At 67.5% G+C, this 24,159-nt stretch carries 19 protein-coding genes; 7 read left to right on the top strand and 12 right to left on the bottom strand.

What is annotated here, in order from left to right:
- Nucleotides 1-5 precede the first annotated feature (5 nt).
- From OG804_RS07330 to OG804_RS07320, 3 genes are all read right to left on the bottom strand, one after another.
- Nucleotides 6-1,451 (bottom strand): MFS transporter, encoded by a 1,446-nt coding sequence (locus tag OG804_RS07330; protein WP_328395202.1) that lies wholly within the window; start codon nt 1,449-1,451, stop codon nt 6-8.
- On the bottom strand, nt 1,448-8,011 hold the full coding sequence (locus OG804_RS07325) for a type I polyketide synthase (protein WP_328395200.1): 6,564 nt from the start codon (nt 8,009-8,011) through the stop codon (nt 1,448-1,450). The genes OG804_RS07330 and OG804_RS07325 overlap by 4 nt, the downstream gene beginning before the upstream one ends.
- Before the next feature lie 288 nt (nt 8,012-8,299).
- Complete coding sequence (locus tag OG804_RS07320) at nt 8,300-9,355, bottom strand: alpha/beta hydrolase (RefSeq protein ID WP_328395198.1); 1,056 nt, start codon at nt 9,353-9,355, stop codon at nt 8,300-8,302.
- A gap of 276 nt (nt 9,356-9,631) precedes the next feature.
- Here OG804_RS07320 and OG804_RS07315 point away from each other — a divergent pair, with 276 nt between their 5' ends.
- A complete protein-coding gene (locus OG804_RS07315) occupies nt 9,632-10,132 on the top strand; it encodes an SRPBCC family protein (RefSeq protein ID WP_328398278.1) in 501 nt (166 codons plus the stop codon).
- A 45-nt stretch (nt 10,133-10,177) separates the two neighbouring features.
- Here the strand turns inward: OG804_RS07315 and OG804_RS07310 are convergent, their stop codons facing one another.
- The gene (locus OG804_RS07310; protein ID WP_328395196.1) at nt 10,178-10,570 is read right to left on the bottom strand and encodes a hypothetical protein; all 393 of its coding nucleotides are present in this window, start codon (nt 10,568-10,570) and stop codon (nt 10,178-10,180) included.
- A 175-nt stretch (nt 10,571-10,745) separates the two neighbouring features.
- Here OG804_RS07310 and OG804_RS07305 point away from each other — a divergent pair, with 175 nt between their 5' ends.
- Nucleotides 10,746-11,168, top strand: coding sequence for an organic hydroperoxide resistance protein (locus OG804_RS07305; RefSeq protein WP_328398277.1), 423 nt, complete (start codon nt 10,746-10,748; stop codon nt 11,166-11,168).
- 20 nt (nt 11,169-11,188) lie between these two features.
- Here the strand turns inward: OG804_RS07305 and OG804_RS07300 are convergent, their stop codons facing one another.
- Nucleotides 11,189-12,235: a hypothetical protein gene (locus OG804_RS07300; protein ID WP_328395194.1), complete on the bottom strand. Its 1,047-nt coding sequence runs from the start codon at nt 12,233-12,235 to the stop codon at nt 11,189-11,191.
- 85 nt (nt 12,236-12,320) lie between these two features.
- Nucleotides 12,321-12,599, bottom strand: coding sequence for a hypothetical protein (locus tag OG804_RS07295; protein WP_328395192.1), 279 nt, complete (start codon nt 12,597-12,599; stop codon nt 12,321-12,323).
- 118 nt (nt 12,600-12,717) lie between these two features.
- Here OG804_RS07295 and OG804_RS07290 point away from each other — a divergent pair, with 118 nt between their 5' ends.
- Nucleotides 12,718-13,914, top strand: coding sequence for a hypothetical protein (locus OG804_RS07290; RefSeq protein WP_328395190.1), 1,197 nt, complete (start codon nt 12,718-12,720; stop codon nt 13,912-13,914).
- A gap of 42 nt (nt 13,915-13,956) precedes the next feature.
- Here OG804_RS07290 and OG804_RS07285 read toward each other — a convergent pair whose 3' ends face one another.
- The 3 genes from OG804_RS07285 to OG804_RS07275 form a co-directional block, all read right to left on the bottom strand.
- The gene (locus tag OG804_RS07285) at nt 13,957-15,531 is read right to left on the bottom strand and encodes a DHA2 family efflux MFS transporter permease subunit (RefSeq protein WP_328395188.1); all 1,575 of its coding nucleotides are present in this window, start codon (nt 15,529-15,531) and stop codon (nt 13,957-13,959) included.
- Nucleotides 15,528-16,010 (bottom strand): MarR family winged helix-turn-helix transcriptional regulator, encoded by a 483-nt coding sequence (locus OG804_RS07280; protein ID WP_328395186.1) that lies wholly within the window; start codon nt 16,008-16,010, stop codon nt 15,528-15,530. The genes OG804_RS07285 and OG804_RS07280 overlap by 4 nt, the downstream gene beginning before the upstream one ends.
- 155 nt (nt 16,011-16,165) lie before the next feature.
- Entirely contained in the window at nt 16,166-17,089 is a 924-nt protein-coding gene (locus tag OG804_RS07275; RefSeq protein ID WP_328395184.1) for an alpha/beta fold hydrolase, read from the bottom strand.
- A gap of 207 nt (nt 17,090-17,296) precedes the next feature.
- On the opposite strand from OG804_RS07275, the gene OG804_RS07270 reads away from it, so the two are divergent.
- Nucleotides 17,297-17,623 (top strand): histone-like nucleoid-structuring protein Lsr2, encoded by a 327-nt coding sequence (locus OG804_RS07270; RefSeq protein WP_328395182.1) that lies wholly within the window; start codon nt 17,297-17,299, stop codon nt 17,621-17,623.
- A 26-nt stretch (nt 17,624-17,649) separates the two neighbouring features.
- Here OG804_RS07270 and OG804_RS07265 read toward each other — a convergent pair whose 3' ends face one another.
- From OG804_RS07265 to OG804_RS07255, 3 genes are all read right to left on the bottom strand, one after another.
- The gene (locus tag OG804_RS07265) at nt 17,650-18,519 is read right to left on the bottom strand and encodes an SAM-dependent methyltransferase (RefSeq protein WP_328395180.1); all 870 of its coding nucleotides are present in this window, start codon (nt 18,517-18,519) and stop codon (nt 17,650-17,652) included.
- A 292-nt stretch (nt 18,520-18,811) separates the two neighbouring features.
- Nucleotides 18,812-19,651: an SAM-dependent methyltransferase gene (locus OG804_RS07260; RefSeq protein WP_328395178.1), complete on the bottom strand. Its 840-nt coding sequence runs from the start codon at nt 19,649-19,651 to the stop codon at nt 18,812-18,814.
- A 112-nt stretch (nt 19,652-19,763) separates the two neighbouring features.
- Nucleotides 19,764-20,219 carry a hypothetical protein gene (locus OG804_RS07255; RefSeq protein ID WP_328395176.1) on the bottom strand — a complete coding sequence of 152 codons (456 nt, stop codon included), beginning with the start codon at nt 20,217-20,219 and terminating at the stop codon, nt 19,764-19,766.
- Nucleotides 20,220-21,010: 791 nt separating this feature from the next.
- Between OG804_RS07255 and OG804_RS07250 the strand changes: the two genes are divergently transcribed.
- From OG804_RS07250 to OG804_RS07240, 3 genes are all read left to right on the top strand, one after another.
- On the top strand, nt 21,011-21,904 hold the full coding sequence (locus OG804_RS07250; protein WP_328395174.1) for a helix-turn-helix domain-containing protein: 894 nt from the start codon (nt 21,011-21,013) through the stop codon (nt 21,902-21,904).
- Nucleotides 21,905-22,245: 341 nt separating this feature from the next.
- Nucleotides 22,246-23,559, top strand: coding sequence for a M20/M25/M40 family metallo-hydrolase (locus OG804_RS07245; RefSeq protein WP_328395172.1), 1,314 nt, complete (start codon nt 22,246-22,248; stop codon nt 23,557-23,559).
- A gap of 21 nt (nt 23,560-23,580) precedes the next feature.
- Nucleotides 23,581-24,108: a YbhB/YbcL family Raf kinase inhibitor-like protein gene (locus OG804_RS07240; protein WP_328395170.1), complete on the top strand. Its 528-nt coding sequence runs from the start codon at nt 23,581-23,583 to the stop codon at nt 24,106-24,108.
- Nucleotides 24,109-24,159: the final 51 nt, after the last annotated feature.

Below are 24,159 nucleotides of genomic sequence, written 5' to 3'. Positions count from 1 at the left end.
GTTCCTCAGTTCACCACCGGCGCGGGCGCCGGGCCGGAGCGGTCCGGCATCACTGCCGGTTCGGGTAGGGCCAACGTGACGGCGGCGAGCGCAACGGCCGCCACCGCGATCGCCGACAGCATGACGGTGCTGCCGCCCAACGTGTGGGCGCGGAAGAACACCGCGGACAGCAGCGCGAGACCGACACCGTTGCCGATCTGCTCGAGGGTGGGCAGCAGCCCGGAAGCCTCGGCCATCTGGCCGTCGTCGAGACCGGACAGCATGATGGGCTGGAGCGGCACCGCGAACACCCCCGCCCCGAACCCGCACAGCAGAACCGGTGCGGCACAGAGCATCATGTTCACCCTGCCGCCGGTGATGTTCACATAGGCGACGCCGAGGGCCACGCACGCCGCGAACAGCACCAGCCCGCCGGCGAGCGCCCGGATACCCCAGCGCTGAACCAGCGGGGGTGACAGCAGCGCGCCCGCCCCGGCGCCGAGCGCGAACGGGGTCATCGCGATCCCGGTGCGCAAGGGGGAGAAGTCCAGCACATCCTGCAAGGTGAGGGAGATGGCGAACACGAACGCGGTGAACAGTCCGAAGAACCCGGTGACCACGATCGATCCGACGGCGAAGCCGCGGTCACCGAACAGATCCAGTCGCACCAGCGGCCCGGCGTCGCGGCGAGCCACCCGCCGTTCGTGGAGCAGGGTCACCGCTCCGAGGACGAGCGCGACCGCGATGATCAGGCACGGTACCGGTCGCCAGCCGCGCAGATGGATCTCCGAGAGCGCGTAGAGCAGGCCGAACAGGGTAGCGGCGGACAGGATCACGCCGGTGGGATCCAGCGGCGACCGCTGCCGCGGCGTATCCAGCCGCAGGAACCGCCATCCCAGCGCGAAGGTCACGATCCCGAGCGGCAGATTCATCAGGAAGATGCTGTGCCAGCCGAATCCGGCCGGATCGGTGGTCACCAGGGCGCCGCCCAGGATCGGGCCGAGCAGGCCCGCGAAACCGGAGGTGGCGCCGTACAGCGCGAACACCCGGGTGTGCAGGTCGCGCGGGAACAGCGCGGTGAGGATGGCGATGGTCTGGGCCGCCATACCCGCGCCCGCGATCCCCTGGGCCACCCGCGCGATGACGAGTTCGTCCGCGGTACCCGCCGTTCCGCACCACACCGAGGCGGCGGTGAACGCGAGAACCGCGATCAGGAACATGCGGCGCCGTCCGGTCATCGCGCCCACCCGCGCCGCGGGCAGCAGGGTGCACGCGAAAGCCAGCGAATACCCGGACACGATGAGCAGTTGCTGCGCGGAGGTGGCGTTCAGATCGGTGGTGATCGCGGGCAACGCGGTGTTGACGATCGTCACGTCGATCATCTGCATGAACACCGACAGCAGGCAGCCGGCGAAAGCAGGCCAGGCGCCCGGGCCGCCGACGGCCCGGGCGGTGGTGGCTCCCTGTGTCACGAATGCGCCTCTTCAGCGATCAGCACCTCGGCGGGAGCGGCCTGCGCCGTGCCGGTGTCCGGATGCGCCCTCCCGTTCCCAGCGGTCGCGCCGCTATCCGGGGCTGCCGTACCGCCTCCGTTCGCCACGTGCCCATTTCCCGGGGCGCCGGTCCCATTCGGGTTCGGTGCGCCGGCACCGGCCTCCGGTATCTTCCCGGCCTCGGCTACGCCCGTGGCGGCCGGCAGGGAGGCCGCGAACCCGGCGGCGGGGTCGGTGGCCAGGATCAGCTCGGCCACCTTCGGTCCGGCTTGTTCCAAGCTGAAGGACCGGCCCATCTGCAGTGACATCAGTTCGATCCCGAGCTGTTTGCTCACCCGGGAACCGAATTCGACGGCCATGAGCGAATCCAAGCCCAGTTCGGTGACCGGTACGGTCAGATCGATGGTGTCGGGCTGGACGCCCATCACCACGGCCAGCTGGTCGGCGAGCATCCGCGCCATGGCCTGCCCGCGTTTGCTCTCCTCGAGTGCCGCCAGCTCGGCCTTCAGCTTGGCCAGCATCGAATTGTCCTCGACCGAGGCGGCGACGAGTGCCGTGAGCCGCCCGGTACGACTCATCTGCGGGAACGCCGCGGTGAGTTTCGACCAGTCGATGGGAATGACGGCCGCCCGGGTGACCCCCAGCCGCAGCGTCTGCTCCAGGTAGACGGTGCCGTCGGCCATATCGATGGCGCCGAAACCGGCCAGCTCCAGATATCTGGCGACCTTGTCGTCGGCGGCCATCCCGCCGGTCGCACCCGACATATGACCCCAGCCCACGCACAGCACCCGTTCTCCGGCCCGCGACCATTCCTCGGCCAGGGCCTCCACGGCCAGGTTCGCGGCGGTGTAGTTGTACTGGCCGAAGATACCGAACATGGCGCCGCCCGAGGAGTACAGCACGAACATGTCCGGTGCGGCTCCGGCTGCGAGGACCGCGTCGTGCAGAACCCGTGCACCGTGCACCTTGGATCGGTAGACCCGACCCAGTTGTTCGGCGTCCATATGCTCGACTCGGTTGTCGGCGACCGCGCCGGCGGCATGGAAGACCCCGCGCAGTGGATGGCGTGGATCGTGTGCCCGGGCGACCACCGAGGTGACGGTGGCAGGGTCGGCGATATCGGTGCGTTCCTCGATCACGGTGACATCGGCGGCCCGCCAGGCCGCCAATTGCTGTCGCGCGGCCGGTGTCGCCGCGCCGCTCCGGCCGAGCAGTACCAGCCGCCGCGCGCCTTTGGCGATCAGCCAGGTGCCGGTGGCCATACCGAATCCGCCGAATCCGCCGGTGATCAGATAGGTACCCGCCGGGTCGATTTCGAGCTCGGGCAGCATCGGACGGACCGGTGGCGCCTCATCGGTCATCGACAGCGCGACCCGGCCGATCTTGGTGGAGCGGATGGTGTCGTCGAACGCCTTGGCCACCTCGTGCGTGCCGTACAGCTCATAGGGCAGCGGCCGGTATTCACCCGACCGGAATTTCTCCACCACCCGCCGCAGCAGGTCGGCCAGTTGCCGCGGCCGCACCCGGCACATGCGGTCCAGGTCCATGGAGAAGTACGAGAGGTTCTTGTCGAAATTGGCCAGCTCCAGCAGACCGCCGGTGTAGATATCGGCCTTGCCGACCTCGATGATCCGGCCGAATTCGCGGACCGCCTTGAAGTTCTGGCGCAGGGCCTCACCGGGCGCCGAACTCAGGATCACATCCACTCCGGCGCCGTCGGTGAGACCGAGGATATCGTCGGCGAAATTGAGCGACCGTGAATTGAGCGCGTGGTCGGCGCCGAGTTCGAGAATATGCGCGCGCCGCTCCGCGGTGCCGGCGGTGCCGATGATGCGCGCGCCCCGCGCCTTGGCGACCTGGATCGCCGCCGAACCCACTCCGCCGGCGGCGCCGTGGATGAGGACGGTCTCCCCGGGCTCCAGGCGCGCAAGGTCGAGCAGGGAGTACTCGGCGGTGCCGAACGCGGTGGTGCTGGTGCACACCGCGGGGTCGGTATCGGCGGGCAGTGCAATGACCGCACCGCGATCCACCACGTGATAGCGCCGCATCATGCCTTTGGCGGCCAGCGCCACCAGATCGCCGACCGCGATATCGGTGACCCCTGCGCCGACCCGTGTGACACTGCCGATACCTTCCATCCCAGGGCTGGTGCCGAAGAAGGTCTCAGCGAGTTCACGTTCGCCGAGGATGCCCATGACCTTGAGCGGATCCTTGTAGTTGAGGCCGATGATGCGCATCCCGACCTCGACTTCTCCCGGTCCGGGGGCGCGGCGCACCGTGCGCCGCCAGGCCAGCGCGGACAGCAGCTTCGATTTCGGTATCTCCAGCGCGAAATCGGCTTCGGGGTCGGTGAGGGGTTCGGCGGTTTCGAGGATGTCGATCCGCTCCTGCAGCGGCCGGGTGATCCGCGGCAGCCAGCGGCCGCCGTCGCGCAGCAGCACCTCGTCGGAGTTGTCGTACTGGAACGCGCCGGGGACGGAGAGTTCGGTGATCAGCTCGCCGGTCGTGGTGGCGGGTTCGGTGTCGACGAGCCGCCAGCGCAGCGCGGGCTGCTCGTTGAGCAGGACCCGGCGGGCGCCGGCGAGCGCGGCCTGACGTGAATCCGGGGCCCCGGCGGCGGGCAGGCTGAAGGCTTGTTCGGTGACCAGGGTGAGGTGACAGGTCCCGTCCCCGACGCCGACCATCGGGGTTTCGCTCGCACCGGGTGCGATGAACTGGTGCGCGGCGACAGCGACGCGTTTGAGCGTCCACAGATCCGCCAGATCGTCGTCGATCCGGCCGGCCACCACAACGAGGTGGACCCGCGTGGTGTCCGGATCATCGGCTCCGCCCCGCAGCAGCGCCGTGAGTTCGGCTTCGAGTTCGGGATCGTCACCGGAGGTGAGGCGATACCGGGCGCGGGGAAGGGAGTCGGCGAGTCGACGGGCGCGGTCGCTCTCCCCGAGCGCGAGGACGATCGTGGTGGCCGCGCCGGTATCGCCGAGGATTTCCGGATCGATCGGTTCGGCCCGCTCCACGGTATCGGCGTAGTAGAAGTCCGTCATCCGCTGCAGCGGGCTGCCGCCGGGAGTCAGCGCACCCAGCCGGACCCCCACCAGGTGCAGGCACAGCGTGCCGTCGGCGGCCAGCAACCGCACATCCGCGAGGGGGGCGGCATCGCTGTCGCGCCGGGCGACCACTGTTATCTCCGCGGGCAGCGGCCGGTACATCCGGACGGCCGAGACGCCGACCGGCACCATGGCGCCCTCGCCCAGGCTGTCCTGCGCGAACAGCAGCGCCACGGTCTGCATGGCGGCGTCGACCACGGCCGGATGCGCGAGATGCCCGGAATCGGCGGCGATACTGCCGTCGACGGTGGCCACCACGGCGTCGCGACCGGCGCGGACCGCGGTGACCCGGCGGAACGCCGGACCGTACTGCAATCCGCGGGACGCGAGTGCGGCGTAGAACAGGTCCGGCTCGAAATCTATCGCCGACTCCGGCTCGGGCACCGTTTCCAGGACCGGCTCGTAGGCTCCGGTGAGCACCCGCCCGGTGGAATGCACCGTCCACACCGATCCGGTGGCGCTGCGGGAACGAATCAGGAAGCGGCCGCTGGCGTCCTCGATGCCGAGCTCCAGGAACGGCACATCCGGCTGGGACATGACCAGCGGCGCCACGAACCGGACGTCCTCGAGCGCGATCCGTTTGTCGCCGGACCGGGTGGCCGCCGCACTGAGCGCGGCATCCAGGTACGCCGCTCCCGGCATGATCCGCATCCCACCGACCACGTGATCGGGCAGCCACGGCAGCAGTTCGGTGCCGACCTGCAACATCCAGCCCGGGCGGCCCTCCATATCCGGATCGCCGAGCATCGTGTAGGTGTCGGGGCTGCCGAGTCGCAATTGCTCGAACAGCGGCAGCGGGTTGTGCAATCGGGTGTTCTGCCACGGGTAGCGGGGCAGCGGCAGATGTTCGGTGGCGCGTCGGTTCTCGGGAAAAGCGGCGCCGGTATCGAGTACACCTGCGGCGTACAGGCCGGCGACGGTACGACGGATACTGTCCTCGTCGCCCTGTTTGCGGTTCAGGGTGCCGACCGTGGCGCCGTTCTCCCCGGTTGCCAGCAGGATTTCGCGGATATTGCCGGCCAGCACCGGATGCGGGCCCACCTCGAGGAAGACCCGGTGCCCGGCGGCCACGAGTCCGGTGATCGCGTCGGAGAACCGAACCGGCTGCCGGACGTTGGCGCACCAGTACTCGGCGTCCCACCCGTCGTCGGCCTCGACCACGGCTGCCGCGGTCACTGTGGACACCAGCGGAATTCGCGGCGCTTTCGGCGCTAGGTCGGCGAGCGCCGTCCGCAGCTCGTCGAGGATGGGGTCCATGTACCGGCTGTGGTACGGCACCTCCACCCGCAGCGCGCGAGCGAACGCACCCTCCTCGGTGAGTTTTTCGGCGATCTCGTCGAGCCGATCGATGTCGCCGGCGAGGGTGAGCGAACCGGGGCTGTTCACCGCGGCGATATCCACCGAGTCCTCGTCGCCGAAGTATTCGCGCACCTTGTCCGCTGCGGCGCCCACGGCCAGCATCCCACCGGTTCCGGCCGTGGTGGCTTGCAGACGTGACCGGTGGTAGGCGACCGTGACCGCTTCCTCGAGCGTCAACATCCCGGTCGCATACGCGGCCGAGACCTCACCGACGCTGTGACCCACGATCCGCGCGGGAGTGATCCCGTGTTCGGCGAGTTCGGCGACCAGGCCCACCTGGACCAGGAAGTTCGCGGGCTGGGCGACCTCGGTCGCGGTGACCCGTGACTCTTCCTCCGGGCGGAGCAGTTCCTCGATGATCGACCATCCGGCCACCTGCCGGAACGCGGTGTCGACCGTCCGGGCGGTCGCGGCGAACGCGCCGTCGGCGCCGAGCAGGTCGCGAGCCATACCCCACCACTGCGGACCCATTCCGGAGAAGACGAAGACCGGCTCATCGGTCCGCTGGGAGACCGTACGTACCGCGTCGCGACCCGCACCGCCGGCATACTGCCGCAGTTCGTCGATCATTTCCGCGCGGTCGCGCACGGGTGCACCGGTGCGGAACCCATGGTGGGCGAGGCGCGTCCAGGCCGCTTCGGCGAGGTGGCCGGGGTCGGCGCCCGCGGCGAGTAGATCGGCGAAGCGGCCGGCCATGGCGCGCACCGCGGTGGCGCTGCGCGCGGAGATCGGCAAGATGCCGAGATGCTCTCGGTCGCGCGGGACCGGTGGGCCGGCGCTCGGCTGGTACTCCTGCAGAATGGTGTGCGCGTTGGTACCGCCGTACCCGAAACCGTTCACCGCGATCGTCATCGGGCCGGCGTCCGCGGGCAACGGCCGGGCCTCGAGCTGGACGTGCAGATTGAGGTCGGCGAACGGGATGTCCGGATTGGGCTCGTTCAGCCAGCCCTGCGGGGGGATCGTTCGATTGTGCAGCGCGAGGGCTGATTTGATGACACTGGCGATTCCGGAGGCAGCCTCGGTGTGGCCGAGAGTCGCCTTGAGCGACCCCACTCCCAGGGTCTGCCCACGTGCCCCGGGCACGCCGTAGACACTGCCCAGCGCGCGCAATTCGATCGGATCGCCGACCGGGGTGCCGGTGCCGTGCGCCTCGACGTAGGTGATCTGTTCGGGTGCCAGTCCCGAACGTCCGCAGACCGTCCGCGCCAGCGCCTCCTGTGAATCCGCGCTGGGGACGGTGATCGCCGCGGTGCGTCCGTCCTGATTGGACCCGGTGGCCTTGACGACCGCGTAGACGCGGTCGCCGTCGCGCAGCGCGTCGTCGAGCTTCTTGAGTACGACGATCCCGCCGCCTTCACCGCGCCCGTAACCGTCGCCGGCGGCGTCGAAGGATTTGCAGCGCCCGTCGACGGCCAGGAATCCGCCCTTGCACATCATCACGAAGGTTTCCGGCTGCAGCATGACATTGACCCCGCCGGCGAGTGCCATTGCGCAGTCGCCGTTCTGGATCGCCTGGCAGGCGAGATGGAAGGCCACCAGCGACGACGAGCACGCGGTGTCGACGGTGAGTGCCGGGCCGACCAGGTTGAGCGCGTACGCGATCCGGTTCGACAGCATGGTGTAGGACGCCGACGCGGCGGTGTGCATATCGACATGCGCGAGCGCCGGGCCCACCACCCCCACCACGGACTGATCGACCACGAATCCGCCGATGTAGACCCCGACCGATTCGCCGGCGGCTCGACCGGCGACCCCGGCGTCGTCGAGTGCCTCCCAGGTCACCTCCAGGAGCAGCCGCTGCTGCGGGTCGAGCCCGGTGGCCTCGCGGGGTGAGATGCCGAAGAAATCCGGGTCGAATTCCCAGGGGTCGGTGGTGAGGAACGCGCCGTGCCGGGTGTAGCTGCGTCCGGGAGTGCGCTTCTCGGGATCGTAGTAGCGGCGGTAGTCCCAGCGGTCCGGCGGTATCTCGACCACAGCATCGCGTTTGTCGACCACGAAGTCCCAGAAGGATTCCGGGGAGTCGATTCCCCCGCCGAAGCGGCAGCCGATTCCGACGATGGCAATGTCCGACATCTGTATGTCCTCCCGAGTCCCGGGTGAGCCGCGGTTTCCCGCCGGGGAAAGCTGAAAGCAGGGTTGCGCCGGGAACGCCGCCGGAACTTCTTGTTGCGATGAAAGTCCGGCTCAAATGCCAAATTGTCGCAAAATATCCGGTGCCGCTACGGCATTGGGCCCGATGCTACCGACCGGTTCCCGGTGGCTGGAACGGGTTGCCGATAACGTTCCGTCACCGCACAACCTGTGCGGTGATCAATTGTGAACTTGCCCAGCAAATGTGCGACGGTACGACATCGAAAAGTCTTATTTACCAAGGGCTGCAGCGAATATCGGCCATGATTCGTGCAGATCGCGTTCCCAATATCCCCAGGAATGCGTACCGTCCGGGCGCAGGATCACGGTGGCCGGAATATCGAGGTCGCGCAGATGATCCCGCAACCGCACCGCGCAGCCCGCGGCGACGGTCTCCAGGATTCCGCCCACCAGCAGCTGGTCGGCCAGTGTGTGCGGATCGCCGTGGATTCCGGGACCGTCCATGGTGTCGAGCGGTCCGGGCGCTCCGGTGCCGGCGGACAGGTACAGCGCGGTGCCGCGCAAGGCCTCGGTGTGCACGAACGGATCGTTGTCGCGCCAGGCGCTGTCCTGCGGGGCGCCCCACATATTGTCCGGGTTGCCGCCGTTGCTGCGCACCACCAGTTCGACGATGGCGCGCCCCTGCGGATCGCTGGTTCGCGCGCAGCCGCTGTAGGAGCCGAGCGCCCGATACCGACCGGGCGCGGCGAGGGCGAGCTGGAACACCGACGCGGCGCCCATGGATATCCCCGCCAGTGCGTCGGCCCCGGTGCCGTGGAAGGCGGCGTCGATCAGCGGTGGAAGTTCCCGGGTGAGGAACGTGGTCCAGCGCTGGCGGCCCAGTACGGGATCATCGGCGCGCCAATCGGTGAAATAGCTGCCCGCGCCGCCGAGCGGGTTGACGACGGTGACCTGTTCGTCCCGGAAGAACTCGGCGATATCGGTGCGGTCGAACCAGTTTCCGCCGTCGCCGCCGCCGGTGATTCCGTTGAGCAGATAGAGCACCGGGGCGGGGGCCGCGGGATCGGCCGCGGGCAGAATTCGCACCGGGACGACCCTGTCCATCGCCGCCGAGTAGACGGCGAGCTCGAGCTCACGGCCGGTCCGCTGCGCAATGCCGGTGATCCGGGCGACCGGCGTCGCGATATCGGCCGCCGGGGGAGGGCCCGGCAGGTCCGCGATCGGTGCGGCCGCGCCGGGGCCCATCGCGGCGGGCGCGAGCGCGAGCACGGTGGCGGTCACGAGCAGTGCCCGGCTCGGGTGGTGCGGCCGGTGAGGGTGTGGCATCGCCGGAAGCTAATATCCGCGGTCCGCCCGGCAGGGCGCAATCGGTGGATTCTGTGAAGGAGGCCAGTCCGGCTCGGCTTTTGCTGCGCCCGGTCCCAACCGCTGCGGCGCGCGCCGCGGAGTCCAGCGCTATGGACAGATGACTGGACAGGTGTAACCATCGGTGCACAGCCGGGACGGCTCGGCTGTGCCGAGCGACGAGAGGATCCTGCGCATGAACAACCGTGCCGACCGGGAACGGGTGAGTGGAATCGGCGGTGGCCGGTCATGAGCACCCTGCGGCCGTGTGAACGTGTCGGCCTCGAGTTCATCGACAACGCCCCACTGAAGTTCAGCAACAGCGTGGACCTGGCGATCACCCCGGCGCAGCTCTTCGAAGTGCTGGCCGATGCCGAGTCGTGGCCACAGTGGGCGACGGTGATCACCAAGGTCACCTGGACCAGTCCCGAACCCCGCGGGGTCGGCACCACCAGGTTGGTCGATATGCGCGGGGGTATCACCGGCGACGAGGAGTTCCTGGCCTGGGAGCCGAACACCCGGATGGCCTTCCGGTTCAACAATTGCTCCACCGGTGCCGTGGCGGCTTTCGCCGAGGACTACCGGGTGGTGGAAACCCCCGAGGGCTGTCGGCTGACCTGGACGCTGGCGCAGCGTCTGGCGGGTCCTGCCCGGTTCACCTCGTTCGTCGCGGGACCGTTCATGAATGTGGCGTTCCGGCGGTTTCTGGCGAATCTGCGCCGCTACACCGACCGCCGTTTCGCGACTGCCCGCTCGTGAACCGCCGCGCTGCGGGTCCGGCGGCGGACCCGCAGCGCCCCGGCGTCAACCCATCAGAAATGAACCCGCCAGCCAGGCGGCGAGTACCAGCACCACTCCGACCAGCGCGCCGGGATAGAGCGCGCGGCCGCTGCGCGCGGCATTGACAGTCGTCGCGGCCCCGAACAGAAATCCGAGACAACCGCCGAGCACGATGATCCAGTTCCCTGTGCTCGGATCGGTGCTGCAGTCCGCCCGCCCCTCACACACCCCGGTCGCGAGCAGGAACCATGGCGAGATCGCGACCGACACGATGGCCAGCGTCGCGAGCAGGAACCACAGCAGCGCGGTGACGACCAGATCCGGTGTCCGCGGTGCGGGGATCGGCGCGCCGCGCCCATAGACGTCATCGGGGATGGGTGAGATCGGATAATCGGTGGAAATCTGGTCCGGGAACATATGCCTCGCGATCGCTCGATCCGATAGGGGGCCGCTGGATGGGATTTCAGAACCTCCCCTGTGCCGCAACTGATCCGGCACCGCGCGCGACACTACACTGCGCACAGCCCCGCGGCACGGGCTGCGGGCGGCGATATCGACAACCGTGCGTGACACGAGCAGAGGAGACGGTGTGATGCGTGTGCTGTACACGGCCGAGGCCCTGGCCACCGGCGACGGCCGCAACGGCCATACCCGTACGACCGACGGCAGTATCGACCTGGAACTGGCCGTGCCCAAGGAAATGGGCGGCAGTGGGGGTGGGGCCAACCCGGAGCTGCTGTTCGCCGCCGGGTACGCGGCCTGCTTCCACTCGGCGCTGCGTCTGGTGGGATCTCAGGCCAAGGCGAACGTCAACGATTCGGCGGTGGGCGCCACCGTGGGCATCGGCACCGTCGAGGGCGGGGGTTTCGGGCTGTCGGTGGTTCTCGAGGTCACGCTGCCGCATCTGTCCGACGAGGAAGCGCAGGCGCTGGCCGACAAGGCGCATCAGGTTTGCCCGTACAGCAACGCGACCCGGGGCAATATCGATGTCGAGGTCCGGGTCGCGCAGGACTGACATTCCGGGACCACCCGGCACTAGCCGGGTGTCGTCGGCCCGGGCCCGCCGGTAGCGTCCGGATCGTCCGCCGGCGCCCGCTCGGCGGTGGCCTGTGCCGGCTCCGGTGCGGTCTCCGCTGCGGCCACGGTCGGGGTCGCAGCGGAGCCGGATTCCGGTGCCGGCGTAGTCCGGGCACTGGTCCCCGGCTGCTCGGTGCTCGACACGACATTCGTCGAAGCCTCGCGGGATACGCTGATCTTCCACGGCATTCGCGCCCCGCGGGCACTGCGCGGCAGGGCCGCCACCGCGACCACCGCGGACCCGACCGAGATGAGGACCGCCACGATCGCGGCGGTGGTGATCGTGCCGCTCGCGACGTAATCCACCTCGTTCAGGCCCGCGACCGGTTTCGTGCCGTCGTTCACCGCCCAGTTGATCCAGGAACCCAGCTGGCCCCCCAGATCCCACCGGCGGATCGTCATGTTCTTGAGGGCTTTCTGCCGGGCCGTCAGATACAGCATGTTGGCGATGACCAGCAGGGTACTGAGCACGGCGCCACTGGTGGCGATACGTGCGAAACGCTGCGAGTCGGTGATGATGTAGATCGCTATCGCCGCGATGGTGAGTGCGATCATGCTGCTGGCGGCGACGGCCCACGACCCGGTGAGGTCGGCAGAGGGCGGCGGTCCCTGTGACGACCAGACCGTGAGATAGCGGGTGGTGGAGTCGACCTGCCCGAACGGGGTGGCTTCGGCCAGACCGTCCGGCCCTTCCGCGACCATCCAATGCTGGAACATGAGGATGAAGGTGATGACACCGCCGAGAGCGGTGAACACGTAACCCCATTTTCCGCTCATTCGCGGCGCGGCGCGGATGTCCTCGGCTCGTTCACGCGCTCGTCTCAGCCCGGCGCGGGCGACCGCACGCCGCTGCTCCCAGACCGCGGCACGCTCATCGCCGGGGGCGGCCGGAGCGGCAGTCGAGGAAGGGATCGCCGAGGTTCCGGCCTGTTTCGCGGTACGGACCGCGCCCGACGAGGTGGCGCCGTCACCTTCGCTCGCTCCCCACGGGGTCGCCTTGACCATCGCCCCAGTTTAATTCTGCGTCCACGAGTGGGAATAGCGCACCGAGCCTGCGTGGACCGGTGCCCGCGGCCCGGCGGATCATTGCTCAGGCGGCGTCCGAACGGGCCGCCCTACCGTTGGCCACGAGGTCCACCACGATGTCGCGTACCGCGGTCTGGATCTGTTGTGCGTGCGCACACAGCAGCTCCGAGGCCGGTCCGCCGGTCGTCGATTCCGTCTCGGCGAGCTCGACGAGGTCGTTGACGATATGACACAGCGCGACGAGACGTCGCACCGTATCTCGCCGCTCGGCCGGCGGTAGTGCTTCGGTGTTCACGACCATGTCATCGCCCGCGGCCCGGCAGTTGTTTCGCGGCGCGGACATGACGCCGGAAAGCCTTGGCCGGTCACGGTATCGGCAGTCGCGCCGCGCCGGACCCTGGGCGCGGCCCGTTCGGTACGGTGAGCCCCGATCGAATCGAGTCCACAGCCGGGAGGCGAGAGTGAACGTGCGGCGGGCGCTGCTATCGATGATGAGCGTGCTCTGCCTCGCCGCCGGCGCGTGCGGGGGTGCGGAAGATGTCGCCCGCCCGTCGTCGCGCGGGGCGATCGTCTCGGTGGCGCCGGTCTTCGAGATGACGGGCCCGGAGACGAGCGACTATCTCGCGGAGTGGAAGTATCCCGTGGCGGCGGCGAACGGGGTCCGCGCGCACCGGGTCGTGTACGAAACCGTCGCGGCCGACGGGACGCCGACCACCGCGAGCGGTCTGGTCCTCGTACCCGATACCGCGACCGAGCGGTTGCGGCTGGTCTCCTACGCGCACGGCACAACGGTGCGCCGGGACGAGGCGCCCTCGGCCGATGGAGAGACCGAACGCGCCCGCACGGTACAGTTCGCCGCCGCGGGTTACGCCGCGGTCGCGCCGGACTATCTCGGTCTCGGTGAAGGTCCGGGCGCGCACCCGTATGCGCACGCCCCCACGGAGGCGTCCGCCTCGGCGGATCTGCTGCTCGCGGCCCGGGCCCTGCTCGCCGATCAGCACCGTGAACTGGATCCCGGGGTTCTGGTCACCGGGTTCTCCCAGGGCGCCCAGGCCGCGCTCGCACTCGCTCGGGAACTGCGCGGCGGGACGGTGCCGGGTTTCGGGCTGGCCGCGTCCGCCGCGGTGAGCGGCGCCTACGCCGTCCGGGAGGTGCAGGCCCCGGCCGCGCTGGACGGCCGCGTCGAGGGCCGGCGCGCGGTGCTCTACCTGGGGTATTGGATCACCGCGATGAACCGGATCTATCACGTCTACGACGATCCGGCCGAGGCGTTCCAGCCGCCTTACGCGCAACGGATCGAGGGGTTGTTCGACGGTTACCACGATCTACTGGCGGTGACCTCGGGTCTGCCGAACAGTCCGCAGAAGTTGCTCACCCCGGAGTTCCTGGCCCTGGCGGCGAACCCCACCGGCGCCGCGCTGCGTGCCATGGACGACAGCGACACCGTTTGCGACTGGGCATCGGATGTCCCGGTCCGGCTCTACGCGGCTCGCGGTGATCGCAGCGTCCCCTTCGAGAACTCGCAGCGGTGTATGAAAGCAGAACTCGGCGGTACCGCAGAACTGGTCGATCTCGGTGATATCGACCACGGTGACACCGTCCGCACCGCGCTACCGCAGATCCTCGACTGGTTCCGGAAAACGCAACCGCCCGCCTGAACCGGGTCGGCTCGGGCGGGCGGCGGGGTCCGGAATCGCCGGTCAGTGCATGAGCACCGGTGTGGGCGTTTCGGATTCGGTTTTCTCCACGGCACTCGCTTTGCGCGGGAGCATTACCGAGAACGCGAGGGTGAGGACGCACAGCACGAATGCCACCCAGAAGGTGCCGGCGTAGGCATCCGACAGCTCGCCCAGCATCACGGATTGGAACTTGTCACCCAGCCCCGCGACATACTGCAGCACCGACGGGTCGGGCTGCTCGCCGGTCCGCTGGGCTTCCATCATCGCCTGTCCGGCCGATACCGCCTCGGAATTCTTCATCCGGTTGGTCAGGACCACCGAGATCACCGCGACGCCCACCGAACTGGCGATCTGCTGAATGATGTTCAGCAGTGTGGACCCGCGGGCGACCTGAGCTTCCTTCAGGGTGCGGAGCGCGGCGGTCATCAGCGGCATCATCGTGAGGCCCATGCCGAGACCCATGACGAACAGCACGCCGAGCACGTACAGGTAGGAGCTGTCGGCCTCGATCTGGGTGAGCCCGAACATGGTCGCGGCCAGAATCGCCAACCCGACCGGCACCACTCGGCCGACCGGCACCTTGTCCACGAGCATGCCCGCGATCGGCATGGTGAGCAGTGAGCCGATGCCCTGCGGCGCCACCAGCAGCCCGGCCATCAGCGCACTCTCTCCCCGCACCTGCTGGAAATAGGTGGGGATCAGCAGCAGTCCGCCGAAGAACGAGGCGGAGAACAGGAACATGGTGACCGTGGCGACGGTCAGATCGCGGTTCTTGAACAGGCGCAGGTCCAGCAGCGGATTCTTGGGCTTGAACGAGTAGAAGACGAACGCGACCACCAAGGCGCCGCCGGCCAGCATGGTCGCCCACACCTTCGGGGTGCCGACGGTGCCCTCTTCCGGAATGGAGGAGATACCGAACAGGAAGAGCGCCAGGCCCGGCGACAGCATCAGCATGCCCACGAAATCGAACGGTTCACTGGCGTGCGCCTCGTCCTTCGGCAGGACGAACCAGGAGTAGACCAGCGCGATGGCGCCGAGCGGCAGGTTGATCAGGAAGATCCAGTGCCAGGAAGCGTCTTCGATGAGCCAGCCACCCAGGATCGGGCCGAGGATCGGCCCCAGCAGCATCGGCACACCGAGGATCGCCATCAGCCGACCCATCCGCTCCGGTCCGGCCGCTTTGGTCATGATGGTCATACCCAGTGGCATGAGCATGCCGCCACCGAGGCCTTGGATCACCCGGAATCCGATGAGCGCGCCGATGTTCCACGACAGCGCGCACAGCACCGAACCGAGGGTGAACAGCACCAGAGCCGTCATATAGAGCCGTTTGGTGCCGAATCGGTCGGCCGCCCACCCGGTCAACGGGATGACCGTGGCCAGAGCCAGGGTGTAGGCGGTGACAGTCCAGGCCACAGTGGAGTAATTGGCGACATCGAACTCGGTCTGGAACGTCGGCATGGCGACGTTGACCACCGTGATGTCCAGAATGGACATGATGGCGCCGAGAACGACGACACCGGCCAATTTGAGGACCGATGCGTCGATTCTGTCCGAAGCCCCCGCGTCGGTCGCGGGGGCTGGGCTTGCGTTCACGAATTGTCTCCTGAGGATGCGGGGGGCCACGCCACGACGTCGTGAACGGCCCCGGACTCGAGCACTGCGGCGAGAACCCTTTCGAGGTCCTTCCGCAACGCCTCGGGCAGGTTGGCGACGACCTTGTCGATCGTCGCCCGATGTACGGCGATCTGATCCCAGGCGAGGTGATGCCCGTGTTCGGTGGGGCCGACGAGTTTGACCCGCCGGTCGGTGGGGCTTTCCTCCCGGGTGAGCAGATCCAGGCGCACGAGCCGGTCGACATTGCGTCCGGCTGCGGTCATCGATAGGCCGAGTTCGCCCGCGATGGTGTGGATCGGTTGGGGCTCGGTGTGCCGGACGACGCTGAACAGCACCCGGGCCTGTGACAGTGTCAGGTCCAGTTCGGCCAGCCGGTCTACACCCTGCCAGCGTCCCGGATCGCAGACGGCGAGCACGAAGTGCTCGATCAGGGTGCTCGTCTCCTTCTCACTTGCCACCGCGCGATCATATGGCTGCGCGTAATAGTCGCGAAAGCGGGACTATCGCGTATGTGATCGGAAACATAGCGGAATCGAAGGCGTATCGGCTCGGGTTGTTGCGCCGCGGACCGTGGAGGACGAAGAAACCACAGACGGACCGTGGGGGAGTGGCGTCAGGATTCTTGTTCCGCGTCGCCGGTGAAGAAATCTCCGATCAGCCGTGCCACGTCGTGGGGCTGTTCGAGGTGCAGGAAGTGCCCGGCTCCGGCGAGTGTCTCGCAGGTTCCCCCCGACGGTGTCAGCACGTCCCGCACTCCCGCGGTGAACGCGGGGTGCATTGTGGTGTCGGCGCCACCGTGCAGATACAGCATCGGCACCCGCGGCGCGCCGTCCCAATGACGATGGAGTTCCGTATACGGGGCGGGCGGTTTCCCTGCGACTCGTGCGAACGCGCGGTAATAGGACAGGGCTGCGCGCCGATGTGCGTGGGTGGGCAACGCGGCCAGGGCGTGCGCGATATCGGAATCGGCGTCGTAGCCGGGGGACCAGTCGTGCCACAACCGCGGGATCAATCGGTCCAGGGCGCGTTCGCTGATCCCCGGCAGCTGGTTGAACAGGATGTACCAGCTGAACCGCAACTGTCGTAGATAAGCCCCGACTCCGGCGCCACGGCGGGGTCGCATCGCCGGGATCGGCGGAACTGCCAGCGACGCCACCCGGTGAAATGGGCAATCAGGATGTGCGGCAACCGTATTCGTGGTCAACGCGCCCCAATCGTGCCCGATCAGTACCGCGTCGCGCGGTGCGCCGAGCGCGCGGTGCAGTGCGAGCACGTCGTAGGCGAGCGCGCCCAGGTGGTAGTCGCCGTCATCTGGTACAGCAGTGGGCGCATACCCCCGTGTGAAGGGAGCGACGACCCGGAACCCGCGCGCGGCGAGCGCGGGACCGAGATGGCGCCAGGTCCACGCGCTGTCGGGGAACCCGTGCAGGCACAGTGCCAGTCGGCCGGCGGGATCACCCCAGGCCAGTGCGGTGATCGACAGATGCGGCAACCGATATTCGATGATTTCGGGCTGATCCGCCTCGTGCGCGCCCATCCGTGGCTCCTCTCGTCCGGCCTGGCCACGGTAGCCCGCGCGACCCGACCACGCCCCGGCGACATCGCCCACAACGAGAGCGGTATGCTCGCATCCCCCGGACGAGGTCGCTGTGCCGGCGCTGCGGGCAGGCGCGGATTCGCACAGCCGCGGGGTTGGCTGATGTCATATTTGGCAAGGTAATTGGGGATCGGGAGGAGCAGGCCCATGGTGCGCAAGGTCGTCATCACTTTGATAGATGACCTCGACGGCGAATCACCCGCAGCCGAAACGGTGGTGTTCGCTTTCGAGGGCGTGACGTACGAGATCGACCTGACCGAGGCCAACGCGGGGGAGTTGCGCGCAGTCCTCGGTAAGTGGACCCCCTTCGGGCGCAAGGCAGGACGAGCGACGCGCACGAAGCGAGATCGGCCGACCCGGTCGGCCTCCGCGAAACTGATCCGGGAATGGGCGGTGCGCAACGGACACGAGGTGTCGGCGCGCGGCCGGATCCCGGCCGGGATCCTCGCCGCGTTCCGTCGCGTCAACGGATAGCGGCGGGCCCGGTCCGGGCGCTCGGGTCAGCTCGGCTGGTCGGTGCTGTTGTCCGCCGGTTTGTAGGCGACACCGCCGACCATGACTCGTTCCTCGGGATACTGTTCGCGTAGCGGCGGGCCCGCCGGCCACCAGTCGTCGAGTTGGACGAGGCCCGGTTCGATGAGTTCGAGCCCGCAGAAGTATTCGAGGATCTGCTCGGTGGTGCGATACCAGCCCGAACCCAGGCCTTTTTCGGTGAATCGCCGTTCGAGTTCCTTCGCGAGCGCGTGCAGTTCCGGATCCGCTGGCCCGGGATCGTAGAAGTGGCTGATCGCCAGATAGGAACCCGGTGGCAGCAGTTCGACGTATTTGTGCATCATGGCGACCGGATCGAGTTCGTCGTCGACGTGGTGCAGCAGCCCGCATAGGATGAGCCCGATGGGCCGGTCCATATCTAGGTAGCGGGTGATATCGGAATTTCGCAGCAGCGTATCCGTTTCGAGCAGGTCCGCCGGTACGAAGTGCGTGTTCTCGTTCTGTTCGAGCAGCACGCGTCCGTGGGCGTTGCACACGGGATCGTTGTCGACGTAGATGACCTGCGCGTCGGGATTCTGCTGTTGCGCGACCTCGTGCGTGTTGGCCACCGTCGGCAATCCCGCACCGATATCGAGGAACTGGTCGATTCCGGCGGCGCCGGCGAGATGCCGGGTGACTCGGTGTAGCCACCGCCGGTTCATGATGGAGACGTCGCCCTGGCGGGGCGCGACCTCCAGGATCGAGGCGTAGGCGGCGCGGTCGACGTCGTAGTTGTCCTTACCGCCGAGACTGTAGTCGTAGACACGGGCGATACTGGCCCGGGTGGTATCCACCCCTACTGGTTTGCGAACGCCGGTCCGGTGAGCCGGTTCGGCCATGTCGACCTCTCTCTGCACGAAAGAAACAAGTATGAAATGTGAGTCAGGTCACCCAGCGTAGAGCGCGGCGCCTGGGTGGGCAATTGCCGCCGATCGAGCTGCGCTACAAGGGGTTCGCGTCCTCGGAGTGGATCCGAGCCTAGCCCGGATGCGCGCAGTCGGCGCGGTATCCGAGCCGGATCGGCGTAATTGTGAAACAGAGTGCGCGCCAGCGGCATTCGCTGTCGTCCGGGGGTGGCGGACGCCGGGCGGGACCCGGCGCCCGTCCATTACCGGACAACGCCGCGCGACGTTACGCGTTTCCGATGACGCTGTGCAGTCGCACATTTTCGACGCGGGGTTTGAATCCGAGTCCGCCGGCCACGAGCCGTTCCTCGGGCAGCCGGGGTCGCGTCGCCGGTCCGGCGGGCCACCAGTCCTCGAGCTCGACCAGTCCGGGGGATATCAGTTCCAGTCCGGCGAAGTACTCGAGGTGCTGTTCGCGGGTGCGGTACCAGCCCGAACCCAGCCCCATTTCGGTGAACGCGCGTTCCAGGCGTTTCGACAGGTCGTGCAGTTCCGGATTCTCGTCGGCCGGATCGTAGAAATTGGTGATCGCGACATAGGAACCGGCGGGCAGCCGGGAGATGTAGTTGCTCATCACGCCGGGCGGGTCGAGATCGTCGTCGAGATGGTGCAGCAGCCCGCACAGGATCATCCCGACCGGCCGATCCGGATCCAGGTACTGGAGGACGTTCTTGTTCTCCAGCAGGGTGTTCTCTTCGAGTAGATCGCCGGAGATGAAGTGCGTGTTCTCGTTCTGTTCGAGCAGCACGCGGCCGTGCGCGTTGCACACTGGATCGTTGTCGACGTAGACGACCTTCGCGTCCGGATTCTCCTGCTGTGCGATCTGATGTGTATTGCCCACGGTCGGCAACCCGGCGCCGATATCGAGGAATTGATCGATACCGGCCGGCCCGGCCAGATAGCGCACCACTCGGTGTAGCCAGCGTCGATTCATCCGGGAGACATCGCCTTGAGCCGGGGCGATCTGCTGGATCTGTTCGAAGGCGGCCCGGTCGACGTCGTAGTTGTCCTTACCGCCGAGACTGTAGTCGTAGACACGGGCGATGCTCGGCCGGGTGGTGTCCACTCCGACCGGTGCTCGAACCCCTGTCCGAGGAGCCGGTTCGGCCATGAATGCCTCTCTCTACGTTGCGAATCGAACAGGGCGATGGTATGCCGTCGATCCGGGTCCGTTCCTGTCAGGCGTCCGTAGCGCGGTCGAGTACCTTGCCCGGAAGCCAGCCGCCACCCAGATGGGTGACCCGCCACCAGTCGATATCGATGACGATCGCGGTCACCGGGGTGGCGAAGAACGGCTCGACCTGCGGCTCCTTGCGCAACAGGGCCTGGAAGGTCTCGTCGCGGTCGGCTTCCTCGCGCAGTGTCACCGTGCCCAGTCCCTGGGCGAAGGGATCGGCGATACCGCCGGGCACCACCTTCACCCCCACATTGGGGTTGGCCCTGAGCTGGTCGAGGGTCCGGCCGGTGTCCTCCAGGATCAGAGTGAGGCGGAAGAGGTCCTCGTCGAGATTGGCGAAGTAGGCGCTGGTGGCCCAGTTGACGCCGTCCTTCGAGGTGGCGAGGTCGATACTGGAATAACCGAGGACTTCGGTCAGCTTCTTGCGGATTTCGGTAGCGGTGACTTCGTCTGACATTCGGGGGCCTCCACTTGCTCTCGGTCTACGGGATCGGGTTCATCTCCGGGGTTTCGGCTACCGGCCGCGCTCCGGAGGGCTTCAATGAGGATGGACTGCGGAAACCGTCCGCTCCGGCTCGCGCGGGGCGCGGGGGCGGCACCGGCCGCGAGATACCTCGTACGGCGGTAGTGGGTGACGCATGATCCCGGCTGTGTCCTGTTCGTCGAGCACATGATGCGAAACCGCGGTGCCCGAGGGCGGCCGGTTCCGGATAGCTGCGACAACCATAGCGGTCCGTTGCCGGGCGAGGTGGGTCGGGACCGCCGGGCCGGTGGGCGCTAAAGTGTTGTCGGGCAAGGGCTTACGATCGAGCACGGTTACGGCGCGATAGCTGGGGATCTCGCGGAAGTCGGATGAACCGGCCGCAATCTCATCGCCATCCGAGGGGGCGCGCGGTACGCTGGGAGACACTCCAGTGGTATCCGCTCCGTCTGCCGATGCCCTCATCGGTGTCGTCTCCCCAGGTCTTCGCGGTGGTAGGTGAGGCCGGACGTCGTGTCGTGAGGGAGTTTACGCAAGGGAAGCTGATACCGCGCGCAAACAGCAAGAAGCTACGAGCAAGCGGCACTGTAGGATTCGATTCGCATGCCCGCGGCAGCCGGTTGCCGCTCGACTGCCGGCCCCGGCCGAGGTGAGCGCGTTGCCGGAAATCGCGCTTACCGGAGAGTAGGATCGCCTGCCGACCGGTGCGGTTCGTCGGTGGCGGGCGCCGTACGATGCAGCACAGCACGAACTGGCCAGAGGCGATCATGACAAACGAGCACGACGATTCCGATATCCCGGATCAGGCGGATGCCGATCGTGGGCCGACCGTATTGCGTATCTCGCTCGGCAGCAGACTGCGGCGGTTACGCGAGGCGTGCGGTATCAGCCGTGAGGACGCCGGTGATCACATCCGTGGTTCGCATGCCAAGATCAGTCGGCTCGAGCTGGGCCGTACCCGGTTCCGGGAACGGGACCTGCTGGATCTGCTGAAACTGTACGGAGTCGATGATCCCGGTGAGCTTGCCGTCTATCTGGACCTGATGAAGAAGGCGAACGATCCGGGGTGGTGGCAGCCGTTCAACGATGTGCTGCCGAACTGGTTCGAAACCTATCTCGGTCTGGAGCAGGCCGCGACCACCATCCGTACCTATGAGGCGCAGTTCGTGCCGGGTCTGCTGCAGACGAAGGCTTATGCCCGCTCGGTGATCACGCTGGGCAACGACGACGAGACCGAGCGGCGTGTCGGTATGCGGATACGCCGTCAGGACATCCTGAGCCGTGCCACGGCGCCGACCCTGTGGGCGGTAGTGGACGAGAACGCACTGCGCCGCCCGGTGGGCGGCTATCCGGAGTTGCGTGACCAGATCGAACATCTCATCGCGGTGTCCGACCGGCCGAATGTGAAGATCCAGGTCCTGCCGTATTACGTGGGCGGCCATCCCGCGGCCGGCGGTTCGTTCAGCATTCTCCGGTTCCCGGAGCCCGAGCTGCCGGACATGGTCTACATGGAGCAGCTCACCACCTCGCACTACCTGGAGAAGAAGCAGGAGGTGGAGGTGTACATGACAGTGATGAACAAACTCAGCGTCATCGCCCTCACTCCCGGCGAGAGTCGGGATTACCTGCGCAAGGTCCTCTCCGAGTTGCCCGCCGAATAGTTCCGGGTGTCGATCGGCCCGGACTGCTGGGGGACGCTGTCGCGGCGGTGGGGTAGGGGAGCGGTTTCCCTCTCCGAGATCGTATGCACCAGTGGGTTGCTCCCGTACTTTCCGAGCCGGGTTTCCTGGAAGAGCTCCGGGGCTCTTCGTCGAAGATATCGCCAGGTCAACAAACAGCCCAGATCCCGAGGTAGCTAAACAATCACCTTACGTAGATATGCGCATCTAACCATGAATCGCACTTGTCCAACCGCGCCAAAAGGAAACAAAGACCCCGAAGATGGTAGGAAAGGGGCGTGGCCGCAACAGGTGATAACTCGGGTTCCCCTCGTTCTCGTGCCGTGGCGGAGGTGGTGGAGCTGGTCAGTACGCTGATTCGCTTCGATACATCCAATACCGGCGATCTGGCGACCACCAAGGGTGAGCGTGAGTGTGCCGAGTGGGTCGCGCAGCAGTTGGAGGAAGCCGGATACACGACGGAGTACGTGGAGTCCGGGGCGCCGGGCCGCGGGAACGTGTTCGCGCGGCTGGCGGGGGCGGATTCCAGCCGCGGGGCGCTGCTGATGCACGGGCATCTCGATGTGGTGCCGGCCGAGGCGGCGGACTGGAGCGTGCATCCGTTCTCCGGCGCCGTGCAGGACGGTTATGTCTGGGGCCGGGGCGCGATCGATATGAAGGATATGGTCGGGATGATGCTGGCGGTGGCCCGCCAGTTCAAGATCGAGGGCACCGTGCCGCCGCGGGACCTGGTGTTCGCCTTCCTCGCCGACGAAGAGAACGGCGGGAAGTGGGGATCTCAGTGGCTGGTGGAGAACCGGCCGGACCTGTTCGAGGGCGTGACCGAGGCGGTGGGGGAGGTCGGCGGTTTCTCACTGACGGTCCCGCGGCCGGACGGCACCGAGCGGCGGCTCTATCTGGTGGAGACCGCGGAGAAGGGCCTGGGCTGGATGCGGCTGCGGGCGAAGGCACGGGCGGGCCACGGTTCGTTCCTGCACGAGGACAACGCGGTGACGATCCTGGCCGCGGCGGTGGCGCGACTGGGCACGCATACGTTCCCGCTGGTGCTCTCCGACTCGGTGGCCGAGTTCCTGGCCGCGGTATCGGAGGAGTCCGGGCTGGTGTTCGATCCGAGCAGCCCTGATATCGAGGGCACGCTGGCGAAACTCGGGTCCATCTCCCGGATCATCGGGGCGACACTGCGCGACACCGCGAACCCGACCATGTTGAACGCCGGATACAAGGCGAACGTCATCCCGCAGACCGCGGAGGCGGTGGTGGACTGCCGGGTGGTGCCGGGCCGGCAGGCCGAGTTCGAGCGCGAGGTCGACGAGCTCATCGGCCCGGATGTGGAGCGGGAGTGGATCACCAAACTCGACTCCTACGAAACGACTTTCGACGGTCACCTCGTGGACGCCATGAACGATGCGATCCTGGCGCACGATCCGCAGGGGCGCACGGTCCCGTACATGCTATCCGGAGGCACGGACGCGAAGGCTTTCGCGCATCTGGGTATCCGGTGTTTCGGGTTCGCGCCGCTGCGGTTGCCGCCGGAGCTGGATTTCGCGGCCCTGTTCCACGGTGTCGACGAACGGGTTCCGATCGACGCGCTCGAATTCGGCACCGGCGTACTGGAACACTTTTTGTTGCACAGCTGATCCGATTCGAAAGAGGAGAACATGGCCGACAACCCTTATGACGCGCTGCCCTCGGTGCCGTCGTTCACCCTGACATCCGCCGATCTATCCGATGGTGCGCCGTTGGGCAACGATCAGGTGAGCGGTGTGTTCGGCGCGGGCGGCAAGGATGTCTCGCCGCAGCTGAGCTGGTCGGGTTTCCCGGCCGGCACCAAGAGTTTCGCGGTGACGGTTTACGACCCGGACGCGCCGACGGCTTCCGGTTTCTGGCATTGGGCGGTGGCCGATATTCCGGTGTCGGTGACCGAGCTGCCGGCGGGTGCCGGTAGTGAGGGTGGTCAGTTGCCGACAGGTGCGGTGACGCTGCGCAACGACGGTGGTTTCGCTGGTTTTGTGGGTGCGGCGCCGCCTGCGGGTCACGGCCCGCACCGCTATTTCATCGTGGTGCACGCGGTGGATGTGGATTCGCTGGGTGTTCCGCCGGAGGCGTCACCGGCCTTCCTCGGGTTCAACCTGTTCTCGCACACGCTGGCGCGGGCGGTTCTGGTGGGTACTTACGAGCAGAAGTGAATTCCGGACAGGGCGTGGCCCCGGCAGCTGCCGGGGCCACGCCCTGTTTGT

Origin of the sequence: Nocardia sp. NBC_00416, assembly GCF_036032445.1 — a bacterium.
Taxonomy (GTDB): domain Bacteria; phylum Actinomycetota; class Actinomycetes; order Mycobacteriales; family Mycobacteriaceae; genus Nocardia.
The sequence above is the reverse complement of the archived record's forward strand: the minus strand, read 5'-3'. Positions and strand labels throughout refer to the sequence as shown.

Coding starts and splice junctions, on each gene's coding strand:
- OG804_RS07300 (WP_328395194.1), bottom strand. CDS start 12,235: ATGGTCAAGGCGACCCCGTGGGGAGCGAGCGAAGGTGACGGCGCCACC.
- OG804_RS07320 (WP_328395198.1), bottom strand. CDS start 9,355: ATGCCACACCCTCACCGGCCGCACCACCCGAGCCGGGCACTGCTCGTG.
- OG804_RS07325 (WP_328395200.1), bottom strand. CDS start 8,011: ATGTCGGACATTGCCATCGTCGGAATCGGCTGCCGCTTCGGCGGGGGA.
- OG804_RS07310 (WP_328395196.1), bottom strand. CDS start 10,570: ATGTTCCCGGACCAGATTTCCACCGATTATCCGATCTCACCCATCCCC.
- OG804_RS07305 (WP_328398277.1), top strand. CDS start 10,746: ATGCGTGTGCTGTACACGGCCGAGGCCCTGGCCACCGGCGACGGCCGC.
- OG804_RS07275 (WP_328395184.1), bottom strand. CDS start 17,089: ATGGGCGCGCACGAGGCGGATCAGCCCGAAATCATCGAATATCGGTTG.
- OG804_RS07265 (WP_328395180.1), bottom strand. CDS start 18,519: ATGGCCGAACCGGCTCACCGGACCGGCGTTCGCAAACCAGTAGGGGTG.
- OG804_RS07255 (WP_328395176.1), bottom strand. CDS start 20,219: ATGTCAGACGAAGTCACCGCTACCGAAATCCGCAAGAAGCTGACCGAA.
- OG804_RS07250 (WP_328395174.1), top strand. CDS start 21,011: ATGACAAACGAGCACGACGATTCCGATATCCCGGATCAGGCGGATGCC.
- OG804_RS07240 (WP_328395170.1), top strand. CDS start 23,581: ATGGCCGACAACCCTTATGACGCGCTGCCCTCGGTGCCGTCGTTCACC.
- OG804_RS07270 (WP_328395182.1), top strand. CDS start 17,297: ATGGTGCGCAAGGTCGTCATCACTTTGATAGATGACCTCGACGGCGAA.
- OG804_RS07295 (WP_328395192.1), bottom strand. CDS start 12,599: ATGTCCGCGCCGCGAAACAACTGCCGGGCCGCGGGCGATGACATGGTC.